The sequence below is a fragment of the Pseudarthrobacter sp. MOO14 genome (assembly GCF_058267675.1).
This window is the reverse complement of record NZ_CM177849.1, coordinates 742913-769835: the sequence shown is the minus strand read 5'-3', so window position 1 is coordinate 769835 and position 26923 is coordinate 742913. Positions and strand designations below refer to the sequence as shown.

The 26923-nt window shown below is 67.2% G+C and carries 23 protein-coding genes and 1 tRNA gene; 14 read left to right on the top strand and 10 right to left on the bottom strand.

What is annotated here, in order from left to right; all coding sequences use genetic code 11:
* Positions 1–354 precede the first annotated feature (354 nt).
* The 5 genes from AC4EEV_RS03555 to AC4EEV_RS03535 all read left to right on the top strand — a co-directional run bounded on the left by AC4EEV_RS03555 (position 355) and on the right by AC4EEV_RS03535 (position 5512).
* The gene (locus AC4EEV_RS03555) at positions 355–1689 is read left to right on the top strand and encodes a hemolysin family protein (RefSeq protein WP_491330159.1); all 1335 of its coding nucleotides are present in this window, start codon (positions 355–357) and stop codon (positions 1687–1689) included.
* Positions 1686–2768 (top strand): hemolysin family protein, encoded by a 1083-nt coding sequence (locus AC4EEV_RS03550; protein ID WP_026264243.1) that lies wholly within the window; start codon positions 1686–1688, stop codon positions 2766–2768. Before AC4EEV_RS03555 ends, AC4EEV_RS03550 begins: the two co-directional genes overlap by 4 nt.
* A gap of 67 nt (positions 2769–2835) precedes the next feature.
* Positions 2836–3813 carry a metal ABC transporter solute-binding protein, Zn/Mn family gene (locus AC4EEV_RS03545; RefSeq protein ID WP_491330158.1) on the top strand — a complete coding sequence of 326 codons (978 nt, stop codon included), beginning with the start codon at positions 2836–2838 and terminating at the stop codon, positions 3811–3813.
* Entirely contained in the window at positions 3810–4628 is an 819-nt protein-coding gene (locus tag AC4EEV_RS03540; RefSeq protein ID WP_018760153.1) for a metal ABC transporter ATP-binding protein, read from the top strand. Before AC4EEV_RS03545 ends, AC4EEV_RS03540 begins: the two co-directional genes overlap by 4 nt.
* Positions 4628–5512, top strand: coding sequence for a metal ABC transporter permease (locus tag AC4EEV_RS03535; RefSeq protein WP_491330157.1), 885 nt, complete (start codon positions 4628–4630; stop codon positions 5510–5512). Before AC4EEV_RS03540 ends, AC4EEV_RS03535 begins: the two co-directional genes overlap by 1 nt.
* Here the strand turns inward: AC4EEV_RS03535 and AC4EEV_RS03530 are convergent.
* Complete coding sequence (locus tag AC4EEV_RS03530) at positions 5490–5951, bottom strand: Fur family transcriptional regulator (RefSeq protein ID WP_109045078.1); 462 nt, start codon at positions 5949–5951, stop codon at positions 5490–5492. The two genes, AC4EEV_RS03535 and AC4EEV_RS03530, sit on opposite strands and share 23 nt — an antisense overlap.
* Positions 5952–6042: 91 nt before the next feature.
* On the opposite strand from AC4EEV_RS03530, the gene AC4EEV_RS03525 reads away from it, so the two are divergent.
* Positions 6043–6699, top strand: a complete 657-nt coding sequence (locus AC4EEV_RS03525; RefSeq protein WP_109045077.1) for an MBL fold metallo-hydrolase — start codon at positions 6043–6045, stop codon at positions 6697–6699.
* Here AC4EEV_RS03525 and AC4EEV_RS03520 read toward each other — a convergent pair.
* Positions 6696–7811: a PLP-dependent cysteine synthase family protein gene (locus tag AC4EEV_RS03520; RefSeq protein ID WP_491330156.1), complete on the bottom strand. Its 1116-nt coding sequence runs from the start codon at positions 7809–7811 to the stop codon at positions 6696–6698. The two genes, AC4EEV_RS03525 and AC4EEV_RS03520, sit on opposite strands and share 4 nt — an antisense overlap.
* A gap of 109 nt (positions 7812–7920) precedes the next feature.
* Here AC4EEV_RS03520 and AC4EEV_RS03515 point away from each other — a divergent pair, with 109 nt between their 5' ends.
* From AC4EEV_RS03515 to AC4EEV_RS03505, 3 genes are read left to right on the top strand one after another with little or no spacing between them, the layout of a single operon-like run.
* Complete coding sequence (locus tag AC4EEV_RS03515; RefSeq protein WP_491330155.1) at positions 7921–8814, top strand: sulfurtransferase; 894 nt, start codon at positions 7921–7923, stop codon at positions 8812–8814.
* Positions 8811–9968, top strand: a complete 1158-nt coding sequence (locus AC4EEV_RS03510) for an NAD(P)-dependent alcohol dehydrogenase (RefSeq protein WP_491330154.1) — start codon at positions 8811–8813, stop codon at positions 9966–9968. Before AC4EEV_RS03515 ends, AC4EEV_RS03510 begins: the two co-directional genes overlap by 4 nt.
* Entirely contained in the window at positions 9965–10393 is a 429-nt protein-coding gene (locus AC4EEV_RS03505; RefSeq protein WP_491330153.1) for an HIT family protein, read from the top strand. Before AC4EEV_RS03510 ends, AC4EEV_RS03505 begins: the two co-directional genes overlap by 4 nt.
* A 2-nt stretch (positions 10394–10395) precedes the next feature.
* Here the strand turns inward: AC4EEV_RS03505 and AC4EEV_RS03500 are convergent, their stop codons facing one another.
* The 4 genes from AC4EEV_RS03500 to AC4EEV_RS03485 form a co-directional block, all read right to left on the bottom strand.
* A complete protein-coding gene (locus AC4EEV_RS03500; protein WP_133830914.1) occupies positions 10396–11379 on the bottom strand; it encodes a beta-ketoacyl-ACP synthase III in 984 nt (327 codons plus the stop codon).
* Positions 11380–11407: 28 nt separating this feature from the next.
* Positions 11408–15394: an ATP-dependent RNA helicase HrpA gene (hrpA, locus tag AC4EEV_RS03495; protein ID WP_491330152.1), complete on the bottom strand. Its 3987-nt coding sequence runs from the start codon at positions 15392–15394 to the stop codon at positions 11408–11410.
* A gap of 64 nt (positions 15395–15458) precedes the next feature.
* Entirely contained in the window at positions 15459–15803 is a 345-nt protein-coding gene (locus AC4EEV_RS03490) for a protealysin inhibitor emfourin (protein ID WP_491330151.1), read from the bottom strand.
* Between the two features lie 60 nt (positions 15804–15863).
* Entirely contained in the window at positions 15864–16916 is a 1053-nt protein-coding gene (locus AC4EEV_RS03485) for a M4 family metallopeptidase (RefSeq protein ID WP_285319930.1), read from the bottom strand.
* Positions 16917–17043: 127 nt separating this feature from the next.
* Here AC4EEV_RS03485 and AC4EEV_RS03480 point away from each other — a divergent pair, with 127 nt between their 5' ends.
* Positions 17044–17994, top strand: coding sequence for a cation diffusion facilitator family transporter (locus tag AC4EEV_RS03480; protein ID WP_491330150.1), 951 nt, complete (start codon positions 17044–17046; stop codon positions 17992–17994).
* A gap of 53 nt (positions 17995–18047) precedes the next feature.
* Here the strand turns inward: AC4EEV_RS03480 and AC4EEV_RS03475 are convergent.
* From AC4EEV_RS03475 to AC4EEV_RS03460, 4 genes are all read right to left on the bottom strand, one after another.
* Positions 18048–18123: transfer RNA gene (locus tag AC4EEV_RS03475), tRNA-Arg, on the bottom strand.
* Between the two features lie 111 nt (positions 18124–18234).
* The gene (locus tag AC4EEV_RS03470; RefSeq protein ID WP_133830910.1) at positions 18235–19821 is read right to left on the bottom strand and encodes a ferredoxin--NADP reductase; all 1587 of its coding nucleotides are present in this window, start codon (positions 19819–19821) and stop codon (positions 18235–18237) included.
* On the bottom strand, positions 19818–20690 hold the full coding sequence (locus AC4EEV_RS03465; protein ID WP_133830909.1) for an FAD:protein FMN transferase: 873 nt from the start codon (positions 20688–20690) through the stop codon (positions 19818–19820). Before AC4EEV_RS03465 ends, AC4EEV_RS03470 begins: the two co-directional genes overlap by 4 nt.
* A gap of 3 nt (positions 20691–20693) precedes the next feature.
* Entirely contained in the window at positions 20694–21215 is a 522-nt protein-coding gene (locus AC4EEV_RS03460) for an FMN-binding protein (RefSeq protein WP_231369808.1), read from the bottom strand.
* A gap of 144 nt (positions 21216–21359) precedes the next feature.
* Between AC4EEV_RS03460 and argS the strand changes: the two genes are divergently transcribed.
* Genes argS through thrC form a run of 4 tightly spaced genes read left to right on the top strand, consistent with a single transcriptional unit; the run spans position 21360 to position 26923 of the window.
* Positions 21360–23024 (top strand): arginine--tRNA ligase, encoded by a 1665-nt coding sequence (argS, locus tag AC4EEV_RS03455; protein WP_018760137.1) that lies wholly within the window; start codon positions 21360–21362, stop codon positions 23022–23024.
* The gene (gene lysA, locus AC4EEV_RS03450) at positions 23021–24499 is read left to right on the top strand and encodes a diaminopimelate decarboxylase (protein WP_491330149.1); all 1479 of its coding nucleotides are present in this window, start codon (positions 23021–23023) and stop codon (positions 24497–24499) included. The genes argS and lysA overlap by 4 nt, the downstream gene beginning before the upstream one ends.
* Complete coding sequence (locus AC4EEV_RS03445; protein WP_018760135.1) at positions 24500–25816, top strand: homoserine dehydrogenase; 1317 nt, start codon at positions 24500–24502, stop codon at positions 25814–25816.
* Positions 25817–26923 (top strand): threonine synthase, encoded by a 1107-nt coding sequence (gene thrC / locus AC4EEV_RS03440; protein WP_018760134.1) that lies wholly within the window; start codon positions 25817–25819, stop codon positions 26921–26923.

Below are 26923 nucleotides of genomic sequence, written 5' to 3'. Positions count from 1 at the left end.
CAGCAAGGCCTGCCGGATCACCGGGAGAGGCATGCCTGTGACCGTGTTTCAGGGGCCGGCGACGGACTGGTGCCGCGTGGTTGCGCGGGGCCGCTCCTGTAGACTGAAATTCTTATGGACAGTAAATCTAGGTGCCGGCCTGGGCGCTGTCAGCGGAGCTCGAAGAGAAGCGCCGCGCAGTCCGCCCCCAGAGCCGGCAAACCCCGACAACGCGCCCATCACCAGAAGACGGCCCAGCTTGCCGCAACCCGCACGGACCAGGCGTCGGTTTCGGCCGATCATCCTCCGCCGGGACGACACATCCTCCCCGTTCCAGGTTTGACTGCCCATCCCGCGCACCGGGCGGGGTGCTGAATGGAATGGCTCCTCCTCGCAGCAGGTTTGCTGCTGATCGCCGGCACGGGCTTTTTCGTGGCCGTCGAGTTTTCCCTCATCGCGTTGGACCAGCCCACGGTCCAACGCGCCATTGACGACGGCGATGCCGGCGCGGTACCGCTGCTCACCTGCCTGAAGTCGCTGTCCACCCAGCTCTCGAGCTGCCAGCTGGGCATTACCCTGACCACCCTCCTGACCGGTTACGTCATGGAACCCTCCGTGGGACATATCCTCAAAGGCCCGCTGGCCGCCGCCGGACTGCCCCCCGTGGTGGTCGAATCGGCCTCGCTGGTCCTGGCCATGGTGGTGGCCACCCTGCTCTCCATGCTCCTGGGGGAGCTGGTGCCCAAGAACATGGCGATCGCCCTGGCATTCCCTGTGGGCCGTGCCCTGGCCGGCCCGCAGCTGGTCTTCACCACCATCTTCAAGCCTGCCATCCTGGTCCTCAACGGATTCTCCAACCGGGTCCTGAACGTGTTCGGACTGGAAGCCAAAGAGGAAATTTCCGGCGCCCGCACCCCGGCGGAGCTGGCCTCGCTGGTCCGCCGTTCCGCCGCGATGGGAACGCTCGACGCCGGAACCGCCAACTTCATTGCGCGCACCCTGGACTTTTCCACCCGGACGGCGGCGGATGTGATGACGCCACGCATCCGGGTGGAGACGATCGACGCCGACCAGCCGGTGTCCGACGTCGTGGATGCCGCGCGCCGGACCGGGTACTCCCGGTTCCCCGTGATCGGTGATTCGGCCGATGACATCCGCGGGCTGGTCCACGTCAAGAAGGCCGTCGCCGTCCCGTGGGAACGCCGGCGGAACCTTGAGGCGGGCGCCATCATGACCGAGGTCCTGCGCGTGCCCGAGACCATCCACCTCGATGCCCTGCTGGCCGAGCTGCGGGAGGGCAACCTCCAGCTGGCAGTGGTGCTGGACGAATACGGCGGGACCGCAGGCATCGCCACGCTGGAGGACCTCGTGGAGGAGATCGTCGGCGAAGTGGCGGACGAGCATGACAAGGTCCGCCCCGGGCTGCTGCAAAGCGCCTCCGGCGACTGGTACTTCCCGGGCCTCCTGCGTCCGGACGAGTTGTCCGAACAGATTCCCGGTCTCAGTGTGCCCGATGAGGCTGCGTACGAGACCGTGGGGGGATACGTGATGAGCAAGCTGGGCAGGATCGCTGCCGTGGGGGACGCCGTTCCTGTCGGCGGCGGAACACTCAGCGTGACCAGGATGGACGGCCGCAGGATCGACCGCATCTGCTTCCGGCCCGACAAGGAAACCGGAATGCCGGACGCCAGTGACGGGAGCAACCCATGAGCGACTGGGCCGGAATAATGTGGCTGGGCGTACTCCTGCTTGGCAATGCCTTCTTCGTGGCGGCGGAGTTCGCCATCATGTCGGCGCGCCGCAGCCAGATCGAACCATTGGCCGACGCCGGGTCCAAGCGGGCCCAGACCACCCTGCGGGCCATGGAGAACGTCTCGTTGATGCTCGCGTGCGCGCAGTTGGGCATCACTGTCTGCTCCCTGCTGATCCTGCTGGTGGCCGAACCCGCCATCCACCACCTGCTGGCTGTTCCCATCGAGACGGTTGGCCTGCCGGCCGAGGCTGCGGGCGTGGCTGCCTTCGCGGTGGCCCTGCTGCTGGTGACGTTCCTCCATGTCACCTTCGGCGAGATGGTGCCGAAGAACATTTCCGTCTCCGTGGCGGACAAAGCCGCGCTGCTGCTGGCGCCGCCGCTGCTCTTCGTAGCCCGGCTGGTCCACCCGGTGATTTCGGTCCTCAACTGGTCGGCCAACCACATCCTCAAACTCCTGAGGATCGAGCCCAAGGACGAGGTAACTTCCTCGTTCACGCTTGAGGAAGTCCAGTCGATCGTCCAGGAGTCCACCCGTCACGGCCTGGTGGACGACGACGCCGGGCTGATCAACGGCGCCCTTGAGTTTTCCGAGCACACCGCCGAGGACATCATGGTGCCGCTGGAGAACCTGGTCATGCTTGGTGCGGCCACCACCCCCGTGGAGTTCGAGAAGGCGGTCAGCAGGACGGGGTTCTCCCGGTTCCCCATGCTGGATGACGAGGACATGCTGTACGGCTACCTCCACGTCAAGGATGTGTTGTCCATCCCGGAGTCCGGCTATGAGTTGCCGATCGCCGAGGGCCGTGTCCGGTCGCTGGCCAACCTTGCCTTGGATGACGAGATTGAAAAGGCCATGTCCGTCATGCAGCGCACGGGCTCCCACCTTGCCCGGGTGATCGGCCCGGATGGCAGGACGCGCGGGGTCTTGTTCCTCGAAGACGTGATCGAACAGCTTGTCGGTGAAATCAGGGACGCCACGCAGGCAACCGGGATCCGCCGGCTGGGCCAGCCCAACGGAAGCCAGAAGGCTAAATAGGAATCATTCGCATTTAGGTATAGGCTGGCACTGTTGACGTCCCCTCCTGTGAACTGAGGTATCCCCCGTGCGCCGTAATGCCGCTGCCCGCTCCTTCGTTGCCGCCCTCGCAGGGCTTGGCCTCCTGCTGAGTGCATGCAGCACGCAGTCCGCATCGACGCCCGACACCGGGGCGGGCGTCAATGTCGTAGCGTCGACGAACGTCTACGGGGACATCGCCAGGGCGATCGGTGGGGACAAGGTGAAGGTCACCGCCATCATCAACAACACGGCCCAGGATCCGCACTCCTATGAGGCAACCGCGCAGGACCGGCTCGCCGTTTCAAAGGCGCAACTGGTCATCGAAAACGGCGGCGGCTATGACGATTTCCTCCACACCCTGGTGGAGGGGAGCAAGCTGGACAGCGCGGCCGTCCTCACCGCCGTCGAGGTCTCGGGCCTCGCCCACCCGGAGGACGCCACGGCCCATGCCACGGCGTCCGCAACTGCCGCCGCCGACACGCATGACCACGGCGATTTCAACGAACACGTCTGGTACAGCCTGGCGGCCATGGAGCGGATGGCCGACAGCATCGCCGGCAAGCTCGGCACGCTGGACCCGGCCTCCGCCGCCACGTTCACGGCCAACGCAGCCTCGTTCAAATCCGGGTTGTCGGCCCTGCACAGCCGGCTGGACGCTGTGAAGGCCTCCGCGGCAGGAGGCAAAGTGGCCGTCACGGAGCCCGTTCCGCTGTACCTGCTGGAGGACGCGGGCTTGGAGAACGCCACGCCGGAGCAATACACTGCTGCGATTGAAGAGGGAAGTGATGTTCCGCCTGCCGTCCTGAAGGAAGCCACTGACCTGGTGGCGTCCAAGAGCGTGCGGCTGCTGGCTTACAACGCCCAGACCGAAGGGCCGCAGACCGAGGCGCTGAAGAAGGCGGCGGAGGCTGCCGGCGTTCCGGTGGTGGATTTCAACGAAACCCTGCCCGAAGGCAAGACCTATCTGCAGTGGATGACGGACAACGTGAACAACATCAACAATGTCGTGGAGGCCAACCGGTGAATTCCGTTGTCAGCCTCAAGGGTGCCGGGCTTGCGTTCGGCCAGCGGACGCTTTGGTCCGGCCTTGACCTGGACATCCGGCCGGGCGAGTTCTTCGCCGTGCTGGGCCCGAACGGCAGCGGCAAGACCAGCTTCCTGAAAGTCCTCCTGGGCCTGCAAAAGCTGCACGCGGGACAAGCCACGCTGGGTGGCCGTCCTGTGGAACGCGGCAGCAGCCTGATCGGCTACATCCCGCAGCAAAAATCGTTCCCGGTGGACACGCCCATGCGCGCCCGCGACCTGGTGGGCCTGGGGGTGGACGGCCACCGCTGGGGCGTCCGGCTGTCCGCGGCGAAAATAAACCGGCGCGTGGATCAACTCCTGGAACTGGTAGGGGCCACCGACTACGCCAAGGTGCCGGTAGGCCAGCTCTCCGGCGGCGAGCAGCAGCGGCTCCGGGTGGCCCAGGCGCTGGCCACCGATCCCCAGGTTCTGCTCTGCGACGAGCCGCTGCTGTCCCTGGACCTGCACCACCAGCAGGCGGTCAGTGCGCTGATCAACAAGCAAAGCCATGAGAAGAACAGCGCGGTCGTCTTCGTCACCCATGAGATCAACCCGATCATCGATTACGTGGACCGGGTGCTGTACCTGGCCGGCGGTCGTTTCCGGGTGGGAACGCCGGAAGAGGTCATGACCACGGAAGTGCTCTCGGACCTGTACGGCAGCCATGTGGAGGTGATCCACGCCAACGGCAGGATCGTCGTCGTCGGCCTGCCGGATGCCACCACGCACCATCATCATGCCGGGGCGGACGCACTGGCCGGGGAGGTGGCGTGATGGACGCCAAAAGCATCCTGGGGGCCATCTTCAACTTCGACAACTACGGCGAGCTCCTGGTCCTGGTCCAGAATTCGATCTGGGCCGGCGCCGTCCTCGGACTCCTCGGCGGGCTGGTGGGGACGTTCGTCATGAAGCGCGACCTTGCCTTCGCGGTCCACGGCATTTCCGAGCTCTCCTTCGCAGGTGCGGCCTTTGCCCTGCTCATCGGCGCCGACGTGGTCTTCGGCTCGCTGATCGGATCCGTGGCGGCAGCACTGTTGCTGGGCCTGATGGGCGTCCGGGCCAGGGACAAGAACTCGATCATCGGCGTGATCATGCCGTTCGGGCTGGGCCTGGGAATCCTGTTCCTGTCCCTCTACCAAGGCCGCGCAGCGAACAAGTTCGGGCTGCTCACCGGGCAAATCGTCTCGGTGGACACCGTCCAGCTCCAGGCACTGGCCGGGGCGGCCCTCGTAGTGATGCTCGCACTGGTGGCCATCTGGCGGCCGCTGAACTTTGCCAGCATCGACCCGGAACTTGCGGAGGCGCGGGGAGTTCCCGTGCGCAGCCTGGCCATCGTGTTCATGATCCTGCTGGGCGTCAGCGTGGCACTGTCCATCCAGGTGGTGGGGGCCCTCCTGGTGCTCGCACTGCTGATCACACCTGCCGCTGCTGCCCTGCGGGTCACCTCATCGCCGGTATGGGTGGTTATCCTGAGTGTCCTTTTCGCCGTTACGGCGACCGTGGGCGGAATCCTGCTGGCCTTGGGTGGCCGGATCCCGATCAGCCCTTACGTCACCACGTTGTCATTCCTGATCTACGTTGTGTGCCGCGTCATCGGTTCCGTGCGGGCGGCCCGCGGAATCAACGGCAGGGTCCTCACAGCTGCCCGGCAGCCTTAAGGGCAGTGCAGTCCGGGCACAGCCCGAAGATCTCCACCGTGTGGTCCACCTCGGTGAAACCATGTTCGGACGCTGTCCGCGCTGCCCAGGTTTCGACGGCGGGTGCCTCCACCTCCACGGCCTTGCCGCAGTTCCTGCACAGCAGGTGGTGGTGGTGCACGGTCACGTTGCAGCGCCGGTACACGGCCTCGCCGTCGCCATTGCGCAGTACATCCACCAAGCCCTCATCCGCGAGGGACTGGAGGATCCGGTAGGCCGTGGCGAGGGATACGGACACGCCCTGGTTGTGCAGGATCCGGTAGAGCTCCTGCGTACTGACGAAGTCATCAAGGTCGTCCAGGGCTGCGCTGACGGCCTTGCGCTGCTTGGTGACGCGCTGCTCCTTGCCGCCTCCTGCCGGGGATGGGGCGGCGGAATCAGCCTTGACGCCGATCGGCATGGACAAACTCGCTTCCGTGGGGGGGCAAACACCAAGATTACCAGCCGGCGCCTCGTGGACACGGTTCCGGGACGCGCCCTAGGCTGGCGCCATGAAGCTGACCAAATACACCCACGCCTGTGTCCGGCTTGAGAAGGAGTCCGGGGTCCTGGTCCTTGATCCGGGCACCTTCTCCGAATCAGCCGAGGCCCTTGCCGGGGCTGACGCCGTCCTGGTGACCCATGAGCACCAGGACCACCTGGACACCAAAGCCGTGGTGGAGGCCCTCGCCAGCAACCAGGACCTGGCGCTGTACGCGCCCGGGTCCGTGGCCGCCCAGCTGCGCGGGGAAGCTGCCGGCGCCGCCGGGAGGATCCACACGGTTGACCCGGGGTCCTCGTTCCAGGTTGCAGGGTTCGAAATCCGCAGCTTCGGCGGACAGCATGCCCTGATCCACCCCCAGATCCCGATGGTGGCGAACATTGGCTACCTGGTGGACCGCAATGTCTACCACCCGGGAGATTCATTCATCATCCCTGACGGCCTCAGCGTGAAAACCCTGCTGGTGCCGCTGCACGCACCGTGGAGCAAGTCCGCCGAGGTGGTGGACTTCGTCATCGGAGTGCGGGCACCGCAGGCGTTCCAGATCCACGACGGCCTGCTCAATGAGATCGGACTGGGCATCATTGAGGGCCATGTGCAGCGGATCGGTGCGAAGTATGGCACCGAGTACAGGCACCTGGCTGCCCGCGAGTCCGTGGAGGTCTAGTCCGCCGTCCACTCGCCGGTGTCGAGGAAGCGTGAGATCACGGCCTCGTAGGGCGCCGGATCCAGCCCCTGCGACGCCAGCCACTCCGGGTTGTAGTAGTTGCCCGCATAGCGCTCGCCGCCGTCGCACATCAATGACACAATGCTGCCTCGCCGGCCATCGGACAGCATCCGTGCCACTGTTTGCCAGACACCCCAAAGGTTGGTGCCGGTGGAGGGTCCGGCGTGCAGGCCGGCGTAGGAGTCCAGGTGGCGCATGGCGCCGACGGACGCCGCGTCCGGCACCTGGACCATCCGGTCGATGACGGTGGGGACGAAGCTTGGCTCCATCCGCGCCCGGCCGATGCCTTCGATGCGTGACGGCAGGCCGGTGGGCTGTTCAGCCGTGTCCGCCAGCCAGCCGGGGTAGAAGGCCGAGTTTTCAGGGTCCACCACCAGGAGCCGGGTGGGATGGCTGTGGTAGCGCAGGTAGCGGCCGATCGTGGCACTGGTCCCGCCGGTCCCCGCGCCCACCACGATCCAGTCCGGCACCGGATGCTGTTCCAGGCTGAGCTGGCCAAAGATCGACTCGGCAATGTTGTTGTTGCCGCGCCAGTCGGTGGCCCGCTCCGCATAGGTGAACTGGTCCATGTAGTGTCCGTTGCAGGTGGCCGCCACGTCTTCGGCCACGGCGTAGACATCCGAGGCGTTCTCCACCAGGAGGCACGTGCCGCCGAACTGTTCGATCAACGCGATTTTTTCCTGGCTGGTGGTACGGGCCATCACCGCGATGAAGGGCAGCCCCAGCAACCGGGCGAAGTAGGCCTCGGATACTGCGGTGCTGCCGCTGGAGGCTTCCACGATGGTGGTGTCCTCGCGGATCCAGCCGTTCACCAGCCCGAACAGGAAAAGGGACCGCGCCAGCCGGTGCTTGAGGCTGCCGGAACGGTGGGTGGATTCGTCCTTGAGGTAGAGCTGGATGCCCCACTGCTCCGGCAGCGGCACCGCGTAGAGATGGGTGTCTGCCGACCGGTTGTCTTCCGCCCTGATGGTCCGGATGGCGTTGTCTGCCCATTCCCGGTCTGCCCCGCTGTGGCGGCTGCCGTCCCCGTCTGCGCTGCCCTCGATCTTCACCGGACCAGCCTACCCGCGCGGGCGGCCGCGGCGCGCTTAGAGTGGGATCCGTTGGCAAGATCCACACACCAAGCCTGAGCCGCGGCCCGGATCCGCAGAAGGAGTGCACATGAACCCGCTGATGGATGTCTCCCGCCTTGAGTCGCGGCGGGCCGCCGGCCACCGAACAGTCCTGCTGGATGTCCGCTGGGTGCTCGGCGACCCCCGCGGGCACGAGCATTACGTGCGGGAGCACCTGCCGGGAGCTGTCTTCGTTGACCTGGCCACCGAACTTGCGGACCCGGCCATCCCGGACCGCGGGAGGCACCCGCTGCCTGGCGCCGGGCAGTTCCAGGAGGCGGCGCGGCGGTGGGGGATCCGGAACGGCGACGTCGTGGTCGCCTACGATGACAGCGCCAACATGGCGGCCGCCAGGCTCTGGTGGATGCTGCGCAACGCAGGGTTTGCCGAGGCATACCTGCTCGACGGCGGCCTGGCCGCCTGGCGAAAGGCCTGCCTGCCCCTTGAATCCGGCCCCGTCCAGCCCGTCCGCGGCGACGTAGACCTGGGCGGCGGCGGGATGCCGGTGCTCGACGCCTGCGCTGCCGCCACCTGGTCCGGCCACGGGTTGTTGCTCGATGCGCGGGCGGGGGAGAGGTACCGGGGCGAGGTGGAACCCGTTGATCCGCGGGCCGGGCACATTCCGGGAGCGTTCAGCGCGCCCACGGCGGACAACGTGGACGATTCCGGGTACTTCCGGCCACCGGCAGAGCTGCGCCGGAGGTTCGAGTCCCTCGGGGCCGGCGGTGACCTGCCCATCGCCGTCTACTGCGGGTCCGGCGTCACAGCGGCCCACCAGGTGGCCGCGCTGGAACTGGCCGGCTTCACGGCTGCGCTCTATCCGGGGTCGTTCTCGGAATGGTCCAACCGCCCCGGCCTGCCGGTGGCGACCGGTCCGGAACCGGGAGGCACCGGCGCCCCGGCTGGAAACTTCGCCGACGGCAAGGGTAGCGTCGGACCATGACACCTGGACGCCCCGTGCCGCCACCCCTCGCCCAACCTATTGCGGCCGCCGCCGACCCGCGGCCGGCGGAGGACGGCGGACGGCTGGCCGGCGCCTACGGCGCAACCTCCGGGGACAGCGGGCTCGTGCCCCTGACCGTGGCCCGGCGCATTCCCAAACCGGACGACGTCGAGATCGCCATTGAATTCTGCGGGCTCTGCCATTCGGATGTGCACGCCACCCGCGGAGAGTGGGGCACGCAGGCCTATCCACTGGTTCCCGGGCACGAGATCGTGGGAACGGTCAGCCGGACTGGTGCCGGCGTCACCGACTTCGCCATCGGCGATCGCGTGGGCGTGGGCTGCATGGTGGACTCCTGCCGCGAATGCGGGAGCTGCCTGGACGGCCTGGAACAGTACTGCGAAAACGGGATGACCGGAACCTACGGCGCCAAGGACCGGAGGAACGGCGACGCCATCACCCAGGGCGGATACTCCTCCTCCATCGTGGTGGACAAGCGGTACGTCCTTCATGTCCCCGCTTCCCTGGACCCGGCCGCCGTCGCGCCACTGCTCTGCGCAGGCGTCACCACGTTCTCCCCGCTGCGGCATTTCGGTGTGGAGGAAGGCGACGTCGTGGGCGTGGTGGGCCTCGGCGGACTGGGCCACATGGCCGTCAAGCTCGCCAAAGCCATGGGTGCCACCGTGGTGGTATTCACCACGTCCGAGGCGAAAACTGCTGCCGCCCTGGAACTGGGTGCGGACCGGGTTGTGCTGTCCCGGGACGACGCGGCCATGGCTGGTGGCGACCGGAGCATCGACCTCATTATCGATACCGTTGCCGCCCCGCACGACCTGAACCCGTACTTCCGGACCCTGAGGGTCGACGGGGCGCTGTTCCAACTGGGCCTGCCGTCCGAGGCCATGCCCCCGGTCAATCCGGGCTCACTGATCCGGCGCCGGATAGCCTACGCCGGATCGCTGATCGGCGGCATCGCCGAAACCCAGGAGATGCTGGACTTCTGCGCCGAGCACGGTGTGGTGGCCGACATCGAGCTGGTGGCCGCCGGAGAACTCAATGACGCCTACGACCGAATGGTTGCGGGAGACGTAAAATACCGGTTCGTGCTGGATACCGGCACGTTGCAGCCAGCCGCCGAGGAGGCAGACGCATGAGCACCCTTTTCACCCGGATCCTGAATGGTGAGATCCCCGGCAGGTTCGTTTGGCGTGAAGACGACGTGTCCGCATTCCTCACGACCGGACCGCTCGCCGATGGGCACACGCTGGTGGTTCCCACCGAGGAAGTGGACCGCTGGACCGACGCATCGCCGGAGACCCTGGCCCGTGTCATGGAGATTGCCCGGTGCATCGGGGCCGTGCAAGTGGACATTTTCAACGCCCGGCGGGCCGGCTTGATCGTGGCCGGGTACGAGGTCAACCACCTGCACGTCCACGTATGGCCCTCCCGGAGCATGGCCGACTTTGACTTCGGTTCTGCAGACCAGAACCCGGACCCCGCTGTCCTGGACGCCAACGCGGAAAAACTCCGTGAAGGCCTCCGCGCGGCCGGCTACGGGGAGTTCGTACCCGAAGGGTAGGTTCAGCTCCTGCGGGGAGTCATCGCCACCATCCCCGCGTAGGTGAAGCCGCCGCCGAACCCGAACAGCAGTGCGGGGACATCCTCCGGGATCCGCCCGGCATGCCACCATTTGCTCAACCCGAGGGGCACACTGGCCGCGGAGGTGTTCCCGGACTCGGTGACGTCGGTGATGACGATCCGGTCCGTCAGGCCGAGGGCTTCAGCGAGCGGCTCGATGATGCGCAGGTTGGCCTGGTGTGCTGCCAGGACCTGGATGTCGTCCATGGCCAGGCCGGCGCGGGCCACCACTTCGCGGGCGCGCTCCGGGGCCCTGGTCAACGCCCACCGGAGGACCTCCCTGCCGTTCTGCGAGAACCTGCCCGCCGGCGGGGAGATCCGGACGGCGTCCGCCATGCCCGCCTCCGAACCCCAGACCACCGGCCCAACCCGCGGTGTGGCGGACGGACGGACGACGGCGGCGCCGGCACCGTCGGCGGTGAGCACCGCCGTCGCGCGGTCCGTCCAGTCCGTGACCGCGGAAAGGGTTTCCGCCCCGACCACGATTGCGTGCGTGGCGCTTCCGGTACGGATGGCCTGGTCAGCCACGCCGAGGGCGTATTCGAAGCCGGAGCACGCGGTGTTGATGTCCATGATTCCCGGGCCGCGGCCGTCCCTGCCGAGGCCCAGTGCCTCCGCGATGCGGCCCGCGGTGTTGGGGGACCGCTCCGCCGCCGTGGTGGTGGCGACCACCACCAGGTCGATGTCGGAAGCGTCGACCCCGGAATCAGCGAGGGCCATGCGCGCAGCGGGAACCGCGAGGTCCACCACCGTTTCTCCCTCGGCCACAATGTGCCGGGTCACGATGCCCGTACGCTGCCGGATCCACTCGTCGCTCGTGTCCATCATGCCTTCCAGTTCATGGTTGTCCATGACATGCGCCGGCTGGGCGTGGCCCAAGCCGGCGAGCTCTGTCCCGGCAGGACCCTGGGCAAGCGTGATCTTCATTGAGTTCCTCTTCTCTGGACGGGCGTCGTCAGGCCGGTGCGAGCGCCTTGTTGAGCACCGCGCGGATGCGTTTCTCGGACACCGAATACGCGGTTCCCAGCTCGACGGCGAACAGGCTCACCCGAAGCTCCTCGAGCATCCAGCGCACCTGGGTTAACTCCCGGCCGGCGCGGCGGCCGGGCAGCAGCGCCGAGACGGCGTCGTCGTAGTCGTCTTCGAGCCGCTGGATCACGGCCATATTGACGGCGTCGCGCTGGACGTTCCCCGGCAGCCGCTCCAGCCGCTTTTCGATTGCGGCCAGGTACCGCGGCAGCTGGCTCAGCTGGGCGTAACCCGTGCGTGCTACAAAACCCGGGTAGACCAGCTGTTCCAGCTGGCTCCTGACGTCGTTCAACGCGCTGATCAAGGCCAGGCTGGTAGTGCCTTTGAGCTGTTTCTCAATCCGGCGGGTGCTCGCCAGGATGCGTTCGACCACCGCGGTCACGGTAAACACCGTATCGATCAGTTCGGCGCGGACCACCTCATACAGTGAATCGAAGGCCGTGCGGTCCCATGGCAGGTCCACCGGCGTGAGCTTGTCGATGGCCGCCAGCGCGCAGTCAGCGATCAGGGCCGAGACCGAACCGTGCGGGTTCTGGCTGAAGGTGAGCTTCTCCGTGTTGCTCAGGTGCTCCAGGACGTAGCGGTCCGGGGCTGGAACGCGCAGGGCCAGCAGCCTGATGACGCCGCCGCGCATCGCCTCGAGCTGTTCCTCCGGGGTTTGGAAGACGCGGAGGGAAACAGACTGGCCCTGGTCCACGAGCGCCGGATAGCCGGTGACGGTGTGGCCTTTGACCATGCTGCTGACCTGGCGCTCGATCGCGCCGAAACTCCACTCCGTCAAGCCGTCCTGCTCCACGAACCCGGCCGCGGCGTGCTGCCCCGGCACTCCTGGGGCCTGCTGCCGGGCCGCCGGGCCGTCGTCGGACGCCTTGCCGCCCCGGCGCTGCGCAGGGCCTGTACCGCCTGGCGCTGTGGTCGCGGGAGTGGCGCCGAGCGATTCGGCAATGGCACGCCGCGTTGCCGGTGCCAGCTGCTCCTGCAAGGCGGCAAGGTCCTTGCCCTCGCCGAGGACCTTGCCCTTGCTGTCCACCACCTTGAAGCTGACGCGCAGGTGCGTTGGCACGGAATCCCAGTTCCAGGAGCCGGGCGGGATGACCGCGCCGCGGAGGCGCCGCAGTGCCAGCTCCAGCGACGGCTCCAGCTCATCCGTGGCGGGGTCGAAGTCCGCTTCGAGGAGCGCCACCGCCTGGCGGGCAACGTCAGGGGCCGGAACAAAATTCTTCCGGACCTGCTTGGGCAGCGACTTGATCAGGGCAGTCACCAGCTCCACCCGCTGGCCCGGGATGAGCCAGCGGAAGGGAGCATCGTCGAGCTGGTTCAAGAACAGGACAGGCACCTCGGCCGTGACACCGTCGGAGGGGTCGGGCAATCCGCCCGGGGCCACCGGATGGAACTCGTACGTCAACGGGAGTTCGAAGCCCTTGTGCAGCCAGGTCTTCGGATAGGCGGACTCGTCCAGGTCCTCGGCATCGTCGCTGAGCAGCAGCGACTTGTCGTAGTCCAAGAGGTCCGGGTTATCGCGCCGGGCGTCCTTCCACCATTTGTCGAAATGGCGCTCGGACACCACGTCGGCGCCGATCCGGGCGTCATAGAAATCGAACAGCGTCTCATCGTCCACCATCAGGTCCCGGCGCCGCATGCGCGCCTCGAGTTCCTCGACCTCATGCAGCAGTGCCCGGTTGCGGTGGAAGAACTTGTGGTGGGTGCGCCAGTCGCCCTCCACCAGTGCGTGCCGGATGAACAGCTCCCTGGCCACCACCGGGTCAACGCGGCCGTAGTTGATCCGCCGCTGGGCGATGATGGGCACGCCGTAAAGGGTGACCTTTTCGTACGCCATGACGGCGCCCTGCTTGGTGGACCAATGCGGTTCGCTGTAGCTGCGCTTCACCAGGTCCGGCGCCACCTGCTCTGCCCAGACCGGATCAAACTTCGCTGCCACCCTGGCCCACAGCCGGCTGGTCTCCACCAGCTCCGCCGCCATCACGAACGTGGGGGACTTCTTGAACAGCGCTGAGCCCGGGAAAATGGCGAACCGGCTGCCGCGGGCGCCGGCGTACTCGCGTTTGCGTTCGTCCAGGATTCCGATGTGGCTCAGGAGCCCGGAAAGCAGGCTGATGTGGATGCCGTCATGGTTGCCCACCGGATCCGTGAGGCGCTTGTTGTCCAGGGTGATGCCCAGCGGCCGGGCGAGCTGGCGCAGCTGGGCAAAGAGGTCCTGCCATTCACGGACCCGAAGGTAGTTGATGAACTCGGCGCGGCACAGGCGGCGGAACGCCGACGAGGACAGCTCCTGCTGCTTCTCCTGCAGGTAGTTCCAGAGGTTCAGGAAGCCGGTGAAGTCGGAATTCTCATCGCGGAAGCGGTTGTGCTTTTCCGCTGCCAGCTGCTGTTTGTCCGTGGGCCGCTCCCGCGGGTCCTGGATGGTGAGGGCGGCGGCCAGGACCATGACTTCGCGGACACAGCCGCGTTTCCCGGCTTCCACGATCATCCGGCCGAGGCGGGGGTCCACCGGCAGCTGGGCGAGTTTTTGCCCGACGGCGGTGAGGCCGCTGCCCCTGGCCCCGCCCTTGGTGCCGGCCTCCGGGGTGCCGGATGCGTGCTGCGGCCTGGCCGGGGCCAGTGCGCCGAGTTCGCGCAGGAGGGTGACGCCGTCGTTGATGGCCCGCGTCTCCGGGGGCTCGACGAACGGGAAGTCCTCAACGTCCTTGGGGCTCTTGGCCACGCCCATGGCCGTCATTTGCAGGATCACGGCGGCGAGGTTGGTCCGGAGGATCTCCGGATCCGTGAACTTCGGCCGGGACTCGAAGTCTTCCTCGGAGTAGAGGCGGATGGCGATGCCGTCGGACACGCGTCCGCACCGGCCGGAGCGCTGGTTCGCTGACGCTTGCGAGACACGCTCGATGGGGAGGCGCTGGACCTTGGTGCGGTGCGAATAGCGGGAGATACGGGCAGTTCCCGTATCCACCACGTACTTGATGCCTGGAACCGTCAGCGATGTTTCGGCCACGTTGGTGGCCAGGATGATCCGGCGCTTGCTGCCCGGGTGGAACACTTTGTGCTGCTCCTGCAGGCTCAGGCGGGCAAACAGGGGGAGGATCTCGGTGTTGGCCAGCCTGCGGTTGGCCTGGATGCGTGGCTGCAGCGCCTCCGCTGCGTCACGGATTTCACGCTCCCCGGAAAAGAACACCAGGATGTCCCCGGGAGCCTCCGCCGCGAGTTCGTCGACGGCGTCGCAGACAGCATCCAGGGGATCGCGGTCTTCCTCAAGTTCGTCGTCCGAGGCGTCGTCCTCATCGGATTTCGGCTGCGACAACGGACGGTATCGGACTTCCACGGGGTACGTGCGGCCGGAGACTTCGATGATGGGAGCCGGTGCGTCCGCACTGCCGAAGTGGTTGGCAAACCGTTCAGGATCGATGGTGGCCGAGGTGATGATGACCTTCAGGTCCGGCCGCTGCGGGAGGACCCGCTTGAGGTAGCCCAGGATGAAGTCGATGTTCAGGCTTCGCTCGTGGGCCTCATCAATGATGATGGTGCTGTACTTGCGCAGCAGCCTGTCCCGCTGGATCTCGGCGAGGAGGATGCCGTCGGTCATCAGCTTGACCTTGGTGTCCTTGCTGACTTCGCCGGTGAACCGCACCTGGAAGCCGACCTCCTGGCCGATCTCCACGCCCAGTTCCTCTGCGATGCGCTCGGCCACGGTGCGCGCGGCCAGCCGGCGGGGCTGCGTGTGCCCGATCAGGCCCTTCTCGCCCAACCCCAGTTCCAGGCACATCTTGGGGATCTGGGTGGTTTTTCCGGAGCCGGTCTCGCCGGCGATAATGGTCACCTGGTTGGCGGCGATCGCTGCCATCAGGTCCTCGCGGCGCTCGGAAACCGGCAGCTCGGCGGGATAGGAAATATGAAAAGTCATGGCTGCAGACAGTCTACTGCTGCGTGGCGGAGCGATCGGCCGGGGCCGGCCCGCAGCCCGGCGGTCAGGCGGGCTCTTCCGGACTGTCCGCGGCACGTGCGCCGGCGCCGCCACCGGACTCCTCCGCCGCAGCCCGTGCTGTGTCCACCAGGATCCGCCAGGGACCGGTGAGGGCCTGTTCCGGAAGGGCCGCCCTGCGCCGGCCGGCAGTGATGGCGTAGATGAAGCGGTCCGGCTGCGGCGACTCGATGGCGGCGGCCGCCGCCCGCCTGGTGCTGGGAACGGTATCCCACGGGCAAGCCTCAAGAATGGGCTGCCATTGGCTGAGGTCGCTGTCCGTCCGGGCGTCGACGGTCCACACCCTGGTGGCAGCCGCGAGCCCGCCGCTGCGCTCCACCTTGATCTTCATTGCAGGCCCCCGGGCTTTCGGACGTTCCGGCGGCCGGAGGACGGCGCGCCGGAACAGTGGCTAAACCTTGACCCTCACAGTTTCCCACGCGCCGCGGACGGCGTCATGTTCTTTGGTTCCGGCGCCGAACAGGTCCACGGCCCCGCGCACCGTGGCACGGGCAAAGACGGTGAACGTGGCCGCCGCAGGCAGCGCGCCGTTGGTCAGTGTCTCGTACCAGATCCGGCCCGGCGCCTCCCATGCGTTGCCTCCGAGTGCGCTGGCCACCAGGTAGAAGGCGCGGTTGGGGATGCCGGAGTTGATGTGGACACCACCGTTGTCCGCGCTGGTCCGGACGTAGGAATCCATCGAGTCCGGCTGTGGATCCTTGCCGAGCACGTCGTCGTCGTACGCTGTTCCGGGCGCTTTCATGGAGCGGAGCGCTGCCCCCCGCACCTGGGGCGTAAAGAGGCCTTCGCCGATCAGCCAGCTTGCCTCGGCGGCCGACTGTTTCCTGACGAACTGCTCAACGAGCGCGCCGAAGACGTCGGACAGCGATTCGTTCAAGGCGCCCGCCTGGTTCCGGTAGGCGAGCCCGGCAGAGTACTGGGTGACCCCGTGGGCAAGTTCGTGCCCGATGACACTGACGGATTTGGTGAAGCGTTCGAATACCTCGCCGTCCCCGTCACCAAAGACCATCTGGCTGCCGTTCCAAAAAGCGTTGTCGTAGAGCTTGCCAAAATGCACCGTGGCATCGAGCTTCATTCCGCGGCCGTCCACTGAGTCCCGTCCAAAGGCCTCGGCATACAAGCGGTGCGTATGTCCCAGCCCGTCATAGGCCTCGTCCGCTGCGGCGTCGCCGGACGGAGCGGTACCTTCCGCGCGGACCAAGGTGCCAGGCAGTGTTTCGGTACCTCCGGCGTCGTAAATGCTGCGCGCCACCGGTTCCGGCGGTGCCTGGCGCAACCCGGCCGTTGGGGTGGCCACCCCCTGGGCGCGGGCTGCCTGGAACGATTCGACGTGTCCCAGGGCTTTCCTGGCGGCGCTCGCCGCGGCGGAGTATTGCGGTGCGGCCTCCCGGGCCAGCCGCCGCAACAGGTAGGGCGGAACGATGGAACAGAACGGAACATGCATGGCGTACCCCCTCAGTTAGGTCTTTTCAGACTACGAGCGGGCACTGACAATCGGCCGTAGGCACGGTACCCGGACTTGATGGGCCGTGCCGGCGCCCGGAAGCCGTGCGGTTGGGTACGGTAGGCCCATGGCGCAAACCGAAGAGCGATCCAAGTCCAGTTCAACGCTGCTGACGGTCATCATCGCGTTCGCGGCCAATATCCTCGTGGCGGCGGCCAAATCGGTGGCGGCCGTCCTCTCCGGATCGGCCTCGATGGCTGCGGAGGCAGCGCATTCCTGGGCGGACACCGGAAACCAGGTATTCCTGTTCTTCGCGGAGCGGCGGTCCGCCCGGCCCCGCGACAAGGGCCATCCCATGGGTTACGGGCGGGAAGCGTACGTGTGGTCGATGTTCGCAGCGTTTGGGCTTTTCACCGCCGGCGCGGTGGTTTCCATCATGCACGGCATCCAGGAGATTATTCAGCCCGAGCCTGCCGCAGACTTCATGGTGGCGTACGTGGTCCTGGCCGTCGCCTTTGTATTTGAGGGGATTTCGTTCATCCAGGCCTTCCGGGAAACCCGCAAGGCGGCCCACGAGCTGGAACGGCACACCCTGGAGCAGGTCCTCATCAGCTCCGACCCCACCCTGCGCGCCGTGTTCGCGGAGGATGCGGCCGCGCTGATCGGACTCGTCGTGGCCTTCGTGGGCGTGTTCCTGCACCAAGTCACCGGCTCGCCGCTGCCCGATGCCATCGGTTCGATCGTCGTGGGGGTGCTGCTCGCCGTCGTCGCCGTCCTGCTGATCGACCGCAACCGGCGCTTCCTCGTGGGCCAAGGCGTCACCCCGGACATCGAACGGTCCATGGCACGGCGGATGCTGGAGCACCAGGACATCGCCAGGCTCACGTACCTGCACCTCGAGTTCGTCGGGCCCCGGAAGCTGTACCTTGTTGCCGCCGTGGACTTGCAGGGCGACCACCCTGAGCACGAAGTGGCGGTGGCCCTGCGCCGGATCGAGCGCGAACTGGAGGACCACGAATCGGTCGAGGAAGCCGTGCTGACGCTGGCCACACCGGATGAGGCCGCACTGAGTTTTTAATGACGCGAAAACCAAAAACCCCGCCGCTTCAGTGAAGCGGCGGGGTTTTCCTGTGGTGCCCTCGATAGGATTCGAACCTACGACCTTCTGCTCCGGAGGCAGACGCTCTATCCCCTGAGCTACGAGGGCAATCCGGACTTCCTGCCGTTGCCGGCGGGACGTCCTAGAGCTTAGCAGGAAGGTGGCCCGCAAGGGAAAACCGTCCTTGGCGGCACGCTTGGGGCCGGCCGCGGTGCCTGTTCAGTAGCCCGAAAAGGAGTCGGTGTGGACGCGGCGCGCCCCCGCCCGGCGGGCTTCGCGGCGCAGCGCGGCAACGCTCGCCGGGGACCCGGACACATAGACCTCCCGGCCCGCGATATCCGGGACCAGCGCGGTCAGCATCCCTGCGTCCAGCCTGTGGCCCGGTGTGTGGGCGCCGGCACCCTCCGAAGCGGCACCTTCAGGCCCGGGGAACGCCGGAGCCAGTCCCGACGGCGGCCCGGAACCATCGGCCACCCGCACCAGGACCCTGACGCCCGAGTTGCGGAGTTCGTCCGCATACGCCACCTCGTCCGCGCTCCGGGCCAGCAGCAGGAGCACGGCATCCCGGTCCCGCAGTCCTCCGGCGGACAGATGCGATACGAACGGGGTGATACCGATGCCCGCCGCGACCAGGAGCACGGGCCTGTGGGGGTCGCGGGGAAGGACGAAATCGCCACCCACGGACGTAGCCGTGACTTCATCGCCCGGGCGCAGGTCCAACAACGCCTTCTTGGCCCCGGACAGCGGCCCGGCGGTCCGCACCCCGAACCGGACTAACCGGTCGCGCGGAGAACCCGTCAGGCTGAACACCCGGCGCCGCCCCTTGCCGTCACGCTTCCCGTGCGGAAGATCCAGTTCCATGTATTGCCCGGGCACGAACCGGACCGGCCGGGACGGAACAAATGAGAACTCCGTAGTGCTGGGAGTGAGCGGCCGGGTGCCGGCGAGCCGCAGCTTCACCGCGCCGCGCTGGCCCGCCAGGAAGGCCAGGAGGTTGCCGGCCAGGAGGGCCGCTTCCGGCGAATTCGCAAAAGTTCCCAGGTTGTAGGGGACGGCAAACAGGATCCCCACCACGGCGGCCAGGGACAGTTGCTGCCAACGCCGCGGAGGCAGGGTCAAGGGTTCGGTGAGCATGAATCCCACGAAGAACAGCACCGGCCGCTGGGCCAGGGCCTGGTAAACGGCCATGCCGGCGGTCATGCCCGCACGGATCAGTTCACCCGTGATGATGGCGGTGGCCACCACGGTGAACACCGATGCCATCAGCACCTTGCGGGTCCGGTACAGGACCAGCAGCACGCCGGGAACCACCAGCCACAGCATGGCGGGGGTGGCGGCCCACCAGGTGGCGATGTTCATCCCGGTGAGCCCGGTGACGAAAGCACCTGCCGCGGCGGGATTGAAGATGTGCCGCCCCCGCCATGCCAAGGCATATTTCGACGCCGACGCCAGCACGCACGCCAGCGCCACCCCTGCGAGATCCATCGGTTGCAGGGACGGCCAGAACAGGAAGTACAAGAGGAGCCCCGTGATCAGCGAAGACTCCGAATGGGGGTTCACCCGGAAGACCGCTGCCAGTCCACGGTTGGTGGCGTAGGTCAGTCCCAGGCACAGGGCCAGGTGCGCCAGCATCTCCGGAATGCCGAACGTCAACCAGCCCAGCACGTCGAGCAGCAGGCTGTAGGCCGCAAGGGCGGCCAGGACCAGCAGGATCAGCCGGTACATGGTGAGCTTGCCCACGGCAGAACCCACCCGGCCGGCCAGGGAGGGAAGCGGGCCTGCTTGCGGTGTTTCCACGGGCTTCATGCGAACAGTGTCCCTTCGAAGGCGGCTGAATAGGCTGCGCTGCCGTCGGAAAAAACGGTCAGCCAGGAAAACTCGAACTCATCCTCAAGCGTGCCGCCCGGAACGAAGAAAAGCGCCGTCGCCAGAGCATCGGCCAGCACCGCGGTGTCCGCCAGTGCCCAGGTGGCGACGGCGGTCCGGACCGGCTGTCCGGTTGTTCCGTCGAGCACGTGGTGCAGTCCGTCGCCCCAGGCACGCCGGTTGGCCGCGGAAGCACACAGGGCCCGCCCGGCCAGCTCCACGACGCCGATGGCCTGGGCCGGGTTGTAGGGGTGTTCGAGGGCAACACTGACGGGGTCCGGGCCGCGGACCAGCAGGTCGCCGCTGGCATCAATGATGAAGGATCCGGCGCCGGCGCCTTCCAGTTCGGCGGCCAGCAGGTCCACCAACAAACCCTTGCCGGCGGCGCCGATGTCCAGCACCACCGGCTCGCTGGCCGTCAGGCTGGTCCCGGACCAGCTGAGGACCGACTCCCAGGCGGGCGCGGGGAGTGGCGGACCTGCCGGCCGGAGCGAGTAGGCGGGATCGTAACCCAGCCGTTCCAGGCTGCCGCCGATCAGCGGCGTCATGGCGCCACCGGTCAAACCGTACAGTGTGGAATACAGCGGGCCGAGCGCTGCGGCCTCGTCGGGAAACCGATAGCGCCCCGGTGCGCGTGCCATCGCCGCCACCAGCGAGTCGGCCCTGAACCTGGACCACGCGGCGTCGAACCCTTCAATGCGGTCCAGGAGGCTCTCCCGCAGCGCCGCCGTCAAGGGCAGGGGAGTGGAGATCTCCCAGTCGGTGCCGATCCCCTGGAACGCAAAGCCCTCCCAGTCCGTTCCGGACACCGCCTACTGCGCCTCCGACTTGATCTTGCCCACGGCCTGGTTGAAGCCTCCGCTGGTCAGGGACGAGCCGGCGACCTTGGACACATTGAGTTCGTCGAGGTTCTTGCCCACCACCTGCGCCGCGATGCCGCCGGCGAACTCGCCCTGGAACTTGCGGGTATTCGGGTTGGACGGGTGCTGGGTGATCTGCACGTCGGTGACTTTTCCCGCGGCCAGGGTCAACTGCACGCCGACCGTTTCCGTGCCGTTGGGGGAAACGTAGTTGCCGTCCGCGCTGTAGGTGCCGTCCTTGTAGCTGCCACCGCTGCCGGCCAATGCGGTGGAGCCGCCCGATGCCGCGGCGGAGCTGTTTCCGGCGGCGCCGTTGGTGGCCGGCGGGGCTTCGGCCGCCGAGGGTGCGCAGCCCGCCACGGTTCCGGCCAGTGACAAGCCGGCGATTCCGGCGTAGAGGGTCCGGCGGAGGGCGCCGCCCGCTGCCGGCGGGCTTGCGGGTACGGACGGGCTTGTGCGGGTGGAGGGTCTCATGAAGGCTCTCGTTTCACTCGGAGGTCATGCCGTGCGGCAGTGGCTACGCTCTGGACAACGCCGGATCTGCCCGAAAGGTTCACCCGGGGGGCTCCGGCCGGCGTTAAATTCTTTGCTGTCACTGGCCCCCGGTAGGCTAGGGGGGTGACTCCCGAAGAACTTTCCCTCGCCATATCCGCCTGCCTCAAGGACGCCGTCGCCGCCGGCGAAATCGCCCTTGCGGAATCAGCAATTCCTGCTGAGGTGCGCGTGGAGCGACCCAAGAACAGGGACCACGGCGACTGGGCCACCAACATCGCCCTCCAGCTCGCCAAGCCGGCGGGGACCAACCCGCGTGAATTCGCTGCCATCCTCAGTACCCGGCTGAAGTCCATCAATGGTGTTTCCGCGGTGGATATCGCCGGCCCGGGCTTCCTGAACATCACCGTTGACGCCGCGGCAGCCGGTGCCCTGGCCAAGGCCATTGTCGAAGCAGGCCGGAGCTACGGCACCAACACCGCGCTCGCCGGGCACACCGTCAACATGGAGTTCGTCTCCGCGAATCCCACCGGGCCGCTGCACATCGGCCACACCCGCTGGGCAGCGCTCGGGGATGCCATCGCGCGCGTGCTGCGGGCCTCCGGGGCCGATGTCACGGCCGAGTACTACATCAACGATGCCGGGTCGCAGATGAACACCTTTGCGCACTCCGTCTACAACCGGCTGCATGGCCTCCCGGTGCCAGACGGTGGCTACCCCGGGCAGTACATCGCCGATCTCGGCCACGAGGTCCTCACCGCGCACCCGGACATCCGCGAGCTCACCGAGGTAGCCGCGCTGCCCGTCATCCGTGCTGCGGCCTACGAAGCCCAGATGAAGGACATCAAAGCGACGCTGGCGGACTTCGGCGTCGAGTTCGACGTCTTCTTCTCCGAGCAGGAGCTGCACGACGCCGGCGCGATCGAGAGTGCCGTGGCACGCCTGCGCGAACAGGGCCACGTGTTCGACGACGGCGGTGCGGTCTGGCTGCGGACCACGGACTTTGGCGACGACAAGGACCGGGTGATGGTCCGCGCCAACGGCGAGCCCACCTACTTCGCCGCCGACGCCGCCTACTACCTGTCCAAGAAGGACCGCGGCTTCACCGAGAAGATCTACCTGCTCGGCGCCGACCACCACGGTTACATCAACCGGCTGAAGGCGATCGCCGCCGCTGCCGGTGATGACCCCGAGGTGAACATCGAGGTCCTGATCGGCCAGCTGGTCTCCGTCAACGGAGCCAAGCTGTCCAAGCGCGCGGGCAACATCATCGAGCTCAAGGACCTGATCGAGTGGCTGGGCAAGGACGCGGTCCGCTACTCGCTGGCCCGGTTCCCGGCCGATTCCCCGCTGACCCTGGACCCCGAGCTGCTCAAGAAGCACAGCAACGAGAACCCGGTGTTCTACGTCCAGTACGCCCACGCCCGTTCCCGCGGCGCCGCGCGCAATGCGGTGGCCGCCGGCGTGGAACGCCAAGTGGACGGCCGCGACAGCTTCGAGGCCTCGCTGCTGGACCACGCCACGGAAAACGAACTGCTCTCCTACCTGGGCAGCTACCCGTCCATCGTGGCCAAGGCCGCGGAACTGCGTGAACCGCACCGCGTGGCACGGCACCTCGAAGCCATCGCCGGGGCCTACCACCGGTGGTATGACGCGTGCCGGATTGCGCCCATGGGTGACGAACCGGTCACCGACCTCAACCGCACGCGGCTGTGGCTCAACGACGCCACCAGCCAGGTGCTCGCCAACGGACTTGACCTGCTGGGCGTTTCGGCGCCGGAACGGATGTGAGCACCGTGACGGTATCCTCAAGCACCGCATCCCCGCTGGCCCCCGAGTGGCTGCAGGTCCCGGCCGACCTGAACGCGCTCCACCAGCCCATGTGGGCCGGCAGCGTGGTCCGGAACGGCGCCGGCGCCCTCACCGTGGGCGGAGTGGACGTCCACGCCCTGAAGGAGCAGTTCGGGACGCCGCTGTTCGTCATGGACGAGGCCGATTTCCGTTCCCGCGCCCGGGCCTTCAAGGACTCTTTCGACGCCGCCTTTGCCGATATTTGCGGCGGCGTGGACGTCTACTACGCAGGGAAGTCCTTCCTGTGCACCGCAGTGGTGAAGTGGGTCGAGGAGGAAGGGCTGCGCCTGGACACCGCATCGGGCGGAGAACTGGCGGTCGCTGCACGCGCCGGAATTCCCGGCGAACGGGTGGCACTGCACGGAAACAATAAATCCGATGACGAGATCCACCGCGCGCTGGACATGAAGCTCGGCCGCATCGTGGTGGACAGCCTTGACGAGCTGGTCCGCGTCGGGGCCATCGCGCAGGCCCGCGGCGAACAGGCCAAGGTCATGCTTCGGCTGACGCCCGGCGTGCACGCCCACACGCACGAGTTCATCGCCACCGCGCACGAGGACCAGAAGTTCGGCCTCTCGATGGCAGCGGACACCACCGCGGAAGCAGGCGTCTCCGCAGCCGAAGAAGCAGTTGCCGCGGCGTCAGCCCACCCCGGCATCGAGTTGCTGGGCCTGCACTGCCACATCGGGTCGCAGATCTTCGAACCCGATGGCTTCGCGCTGGCTGCCGAAAAACTGCTGCGCTTCCTGGCGGCCATGCAGGGGAAATACTCCATCACCATGCCGGAACTCGACCTCGGGGGCGGTTACGGGATCGCCTACACGCCGGTGGACACCCCCCGCCCCGCAGCGGAGATCGCGACGGCGATGGCCGCCGTCGTGCGTTCAACCTGCGCCGAGCTGGGCATCGACGCGCCGCGGATCTCGATCGAACCCGGGCGCGCCATCGTGGGCAGCACCACCTTCACCCTGTACGAGGTGGGTACGCTCAAGACCGTTCGCGTGGACGCTCCCTCCGGGGCCGGCGGTGACGCCGGCAACAACGTTACGTATCCGCGCCGGTATGTTTCGGTGGACGGCGGCATGAGCGATAACGCCCGCCCGGTGCTGTACGACGCGGATTATTCGGCTGTCCTGGCCTCCCGCACCTCCGGCGCGGCCCCGCAGTTGTCCCGCGTGGTGGGCAAACATTGCGAGAGCGGCGACATAGTTGTTAGAGATGTATATCTGCCCGGGGACGTGGCAGCCGGTGATCTGCTTGCCGTACCGGGGACCGGCGCCTACTGCTGGGCCCTCTCGAGCAACTACAACTATCTGGCCCGGCCGGGCGTTGTCGCGGTGCGCGACGGATCTGCCCGGCTGATTGTCCGCGGGGAAACCGAAGAAGATCTTTTGAACCGCGACATGGGAGCCTGAATGACGGAAATGCGAACCCTGAAAGTGGCCCTGCTGGGCTGTGGCAACGTTGGGGCCCAGGTTGCGCGGATCCTGCTTGAGGACGCCGATGCCCTTGCCGCCCGTGCCGGGGCACGACTCCAGCTCAGCGGGATCGCCGTGCGCAACGTCAACGGCCACCGCGACGTCGAACTGCCCCAGGAACTCTTCACCACCGACGCCGGGACCCTGGTCAAGGACGCGGACCTGGTGATTGAACTGATGGGCGGCATCGAACCGGCGCGTACGCTGATCCTCTCCGCGCTGCAGAACGGTGCCTGCGTGGTGACCGGCAACAAGGCACTCCTGGCGCAGGATGGCCCCACGCTCTACGAAGAGGCAGACAAAGCCGGCGTCCAGCTCTCCTACGAAGCCGCCGTCGCCGGAGCCATCCCGATCCTCCGACCCATCCGCGACAGCCTCTCCGGCGACCGGATCACCCGGGTGCTGGGTATCGTCAACGGCACCACCAACTTCATCCTCGACCAGATGGACAGCACCGGCGCCCAGTTCGCGGACGCCCTCGCCGAAGCCCAGCGCCTCGGCTACGCCGAAGCGGACCCCACCGCCGACGTCGAAGGGCACGACGCCGCGGCGAAGGCCGCCATCCTGGCGTCCCTGTCGTTCCACACCCGGTTTGCCCTGGAGAACGTCCACTGTGAAGGCATTTCCGCCGTCACAGCTTCGGATATCGCCGCGGCCAAAGACGCCGGCTTCGTGATCAAGCTGCTGGCCATCGCGGAGAAACTGACCGGTGCGGACGGCAAGGAAGGCGTGTCCGTCCGCGTCCACCCCACCCTGCTGCCGCGCGAACATCCGCTGGCGGCCGTCCGCGGCGCCTTCAACGCCGTCTTCATCGAGGCCGAAAACGCCGGCGAGCTGATGTTCTACGGCCAGGGCGCCGGCGGTACCCCCACCGCGTCCGCCGTGATGGGAGACCTCGTTTCCGCTGCACGGCGACTGGTCCTGGGCGGACCGCAGCGCACCGAGACCACCACCGGCCATGTCCCGGCGCTGCCCATCGAGGCCGCGACCACCAGCTACTACATCGGGCTGGACGTCGCGGACCAGCCAGGCGTGCTGGCCCGGATCGCCCAGCTCTTTGCCGAGCACGGCGTATCCATCGAAATCATGCGGCAAACCATCCACCGCGACGCCGAATCCAACGTGGAGTCGGCCGAGCTGCGGATCGTCACCCACCGCGCGTCAGAGGCTGCCCTCGCAGCCACCGTCGAGGCCGTGAAGGGCCTGGACGTCATCAATTCAGTTACATCCGTTCTGCGGGTAGAAGGAGTCTAAGTGGCTCACCAATGGCGCGGCGTCATCCGCGAATACGCTGACCGTCTGCCCGTGACGGAGTCCACCAGGGTCATCACCCTGGGCGAGGGCGGCACCCCGCTGGTGCACGCGCAGAAGCTCTCCGAACTCACCGGCTCCCAGGTCTACCTGAAGGTGGAGGGGATGAACCCCACCGGATCCTTCAAGGACCGCGGCATGACCATGGCCATGACGGCCGCAGTGGCTTCCGGCGCCAAGGCCGTGGTGTGCGCCTCCACCGGCAACACTTCGGCTTCCGCTGCCGCCTACGCCACCGCCGCCGGGCTGAAGTGCGCCGTCCTGGTGCCCGAAGGCAAGATCTCCATGGGCAAGCTCAGCCAGGCCATCGCGCACGGCGCCACCTTGCTGCAGGTTGACGGCAACTTCGACAACTGCCTGGACATCGCCCGCAAGCTGGGGGAGTCCTACCCTGTCTTCCTGGTCAACTCCGTCAACCCTGCCCGCATCCAGGGCCAGAAGACCGGCGCCTTCGAAGTGGTGGACGCCCTGGGCGACGCCCCGGACATCCACGTCCTGCCAGTGGGCAACGCCGGCAACATCACCGCCTACTGGAAGGGCTACAAGGAGTACTCCGCACCGTTTGAGTCGGAGACCGCCGGGACGCTGCCCGCCGTCTCCACCAAGACGCCTGCCATGTGGGGCTTCCAGGCCGCCGGAGCCGCACCCTTCGTCGCCGGACACCCGATCACCGAGCCGGACACCATCGCCACTGCCATCCGCATCGGCAACCCCGCATCCTGGGACGGTGCCGTCGGCGCACGCGACGAGTCCGGCGGCCTCATCGACGCCGTGACGGACGAGGAAATCCTGCACGCCCACCGCTGGCTGTCCGCCAAGGAAGGCGTCTTCGTCGAGCCCGGCTCCGCAGCCGGCGTGGCGGGCCTGCTCAAGAAGCACGCCGCAGGCGAAGTTCCCGGCGGGAAGACCATCGTCATCACCGTCACCGGGCACGGCCTCAAGGACCCGCAGTGGGCCCTCCGCACCGAGGACGGCAGCGACGTGCAGCCGGTCAAGGTGCCCAACGACGTCGTCACCGTGGCCGCTGAGCTGGGACTGGAAGAAAAGTAG

Bases quoted from the DNA above. Each gene is read 5' to 3' on its own strand.
- AC4EEV_RS03530 (WP_109045078.1), bottom strand. From the start codon at position 5,951: ATGCCGATCGGCGTCAAGGCTGATTCCGCCGCCCCATCCCCGGCAGGA.
- AC4EEV_RS03550 (WP_026264243.1), top strand. From the start codon at position 1,686: ATGAGCGACTGGGCCGGAATAATGTGGCTGGGCGTACTCCTGCTTGGC.
- AC4EEV_RS03460 (WP_231369808.1), bottom strand. From the start codon at position 21,215: ATGAGACCCTCCACCCGCACAAGCCCGTCCGTACCCGCAAGCCCGCCG.
- AC4EEV_RS03470 (WP_133830910.1), bottom strand. From the start codon at position 19,821: ATGAAGCCCGTGGAAACACCGCAAGCAGGCCCGCTTCCCTCCCTGGCC.
- AC4EEV_RS03480 (WP_491330150.1), top strand. From the start codon at position 17,044: ATGGCGCAAACCGAAGAGCGATCCAAGTCCAGTTCAACGCTGCTGACG.
- AC4EEV_RS03555 (WP_491330159.1), top strand. From the start codon at position 355: ATGGAATGGCTCCTCCTCGCAGCAGGTTTGCTGCTGATCGCCGGCACG.
- AC4EEV_RS03535 (WP_491330157.1), top strand. From the start codon at position 4,628: ATGGACGCCAAAAGCATCCTGGGGGCCATCTTCAACTTCGACAACTAC.
- AC4EEV_RS03510 (WP_491330154.1), top strand. From the start codon at position 8,811: ATGACACCTGGACGCCCCGTGCCGCCACCCCTCGCCCAACCTATTGCG.
- AC4EEV_RS03490 (WP_491330151.1), bottom strand. From the start codon at position 15,803: ATGAAGATCAAGGTGGAGCGCAGCGGCGGGCTCGCGGCTGCCACCAGG.
- hrpA (WP_491330152.1), bottom strand. From the start codon at position 15,394: ATGACTTTTCATATTTCCTATCCCGCCGAGCTGCCGGTTTCCGAGCGC.
- AC4EEV_RS03500 (WP_133830914.1), bottom strand. From the start codon at position 11,379: ATGAAGATCACGCTTGCCCAGGGTCCTGCCGGGACAGAGCTCGCCGGC.
- AC4EEV_RS03485 (WP_285319930.1), bottom strand. From the start codon at position 16,916: ATGCATGTTCCGTTCTGTTCCATCGTTCCGCCCTACCTGTTGCGGCGG.
- AC4EEV_RS03445 (WP_018760135.1), top strand. From the start codon at position 24,500: ATGACGGAAATGCGAACCCTGAAAGTGGCCCTGCTGGGCTGTGGCAAC.
- AC4EEV_RS03525 (WP_109045077.1), top strand. From the start codon at position 6,043: ATGAAGCTGACCAAATACACCCACGCCTGTGTCCGGCTTGAGAAGGAG.
- AC4EEV_RS03515 (WP_491330155.1), top strand. From the start codon at position 7,921: ATGAACCCGCTGATGGATGTCTCCCGCCTTGAGTCGCGGCGGGCCGCC.
- AC4EEV_RS03505 (WP_491330153.1), top strand. From the start codon at position 9,965: ATGAGCACCCTTTTCACCCGGATCCTGAATGGTGAGATCCCCGGCAGG.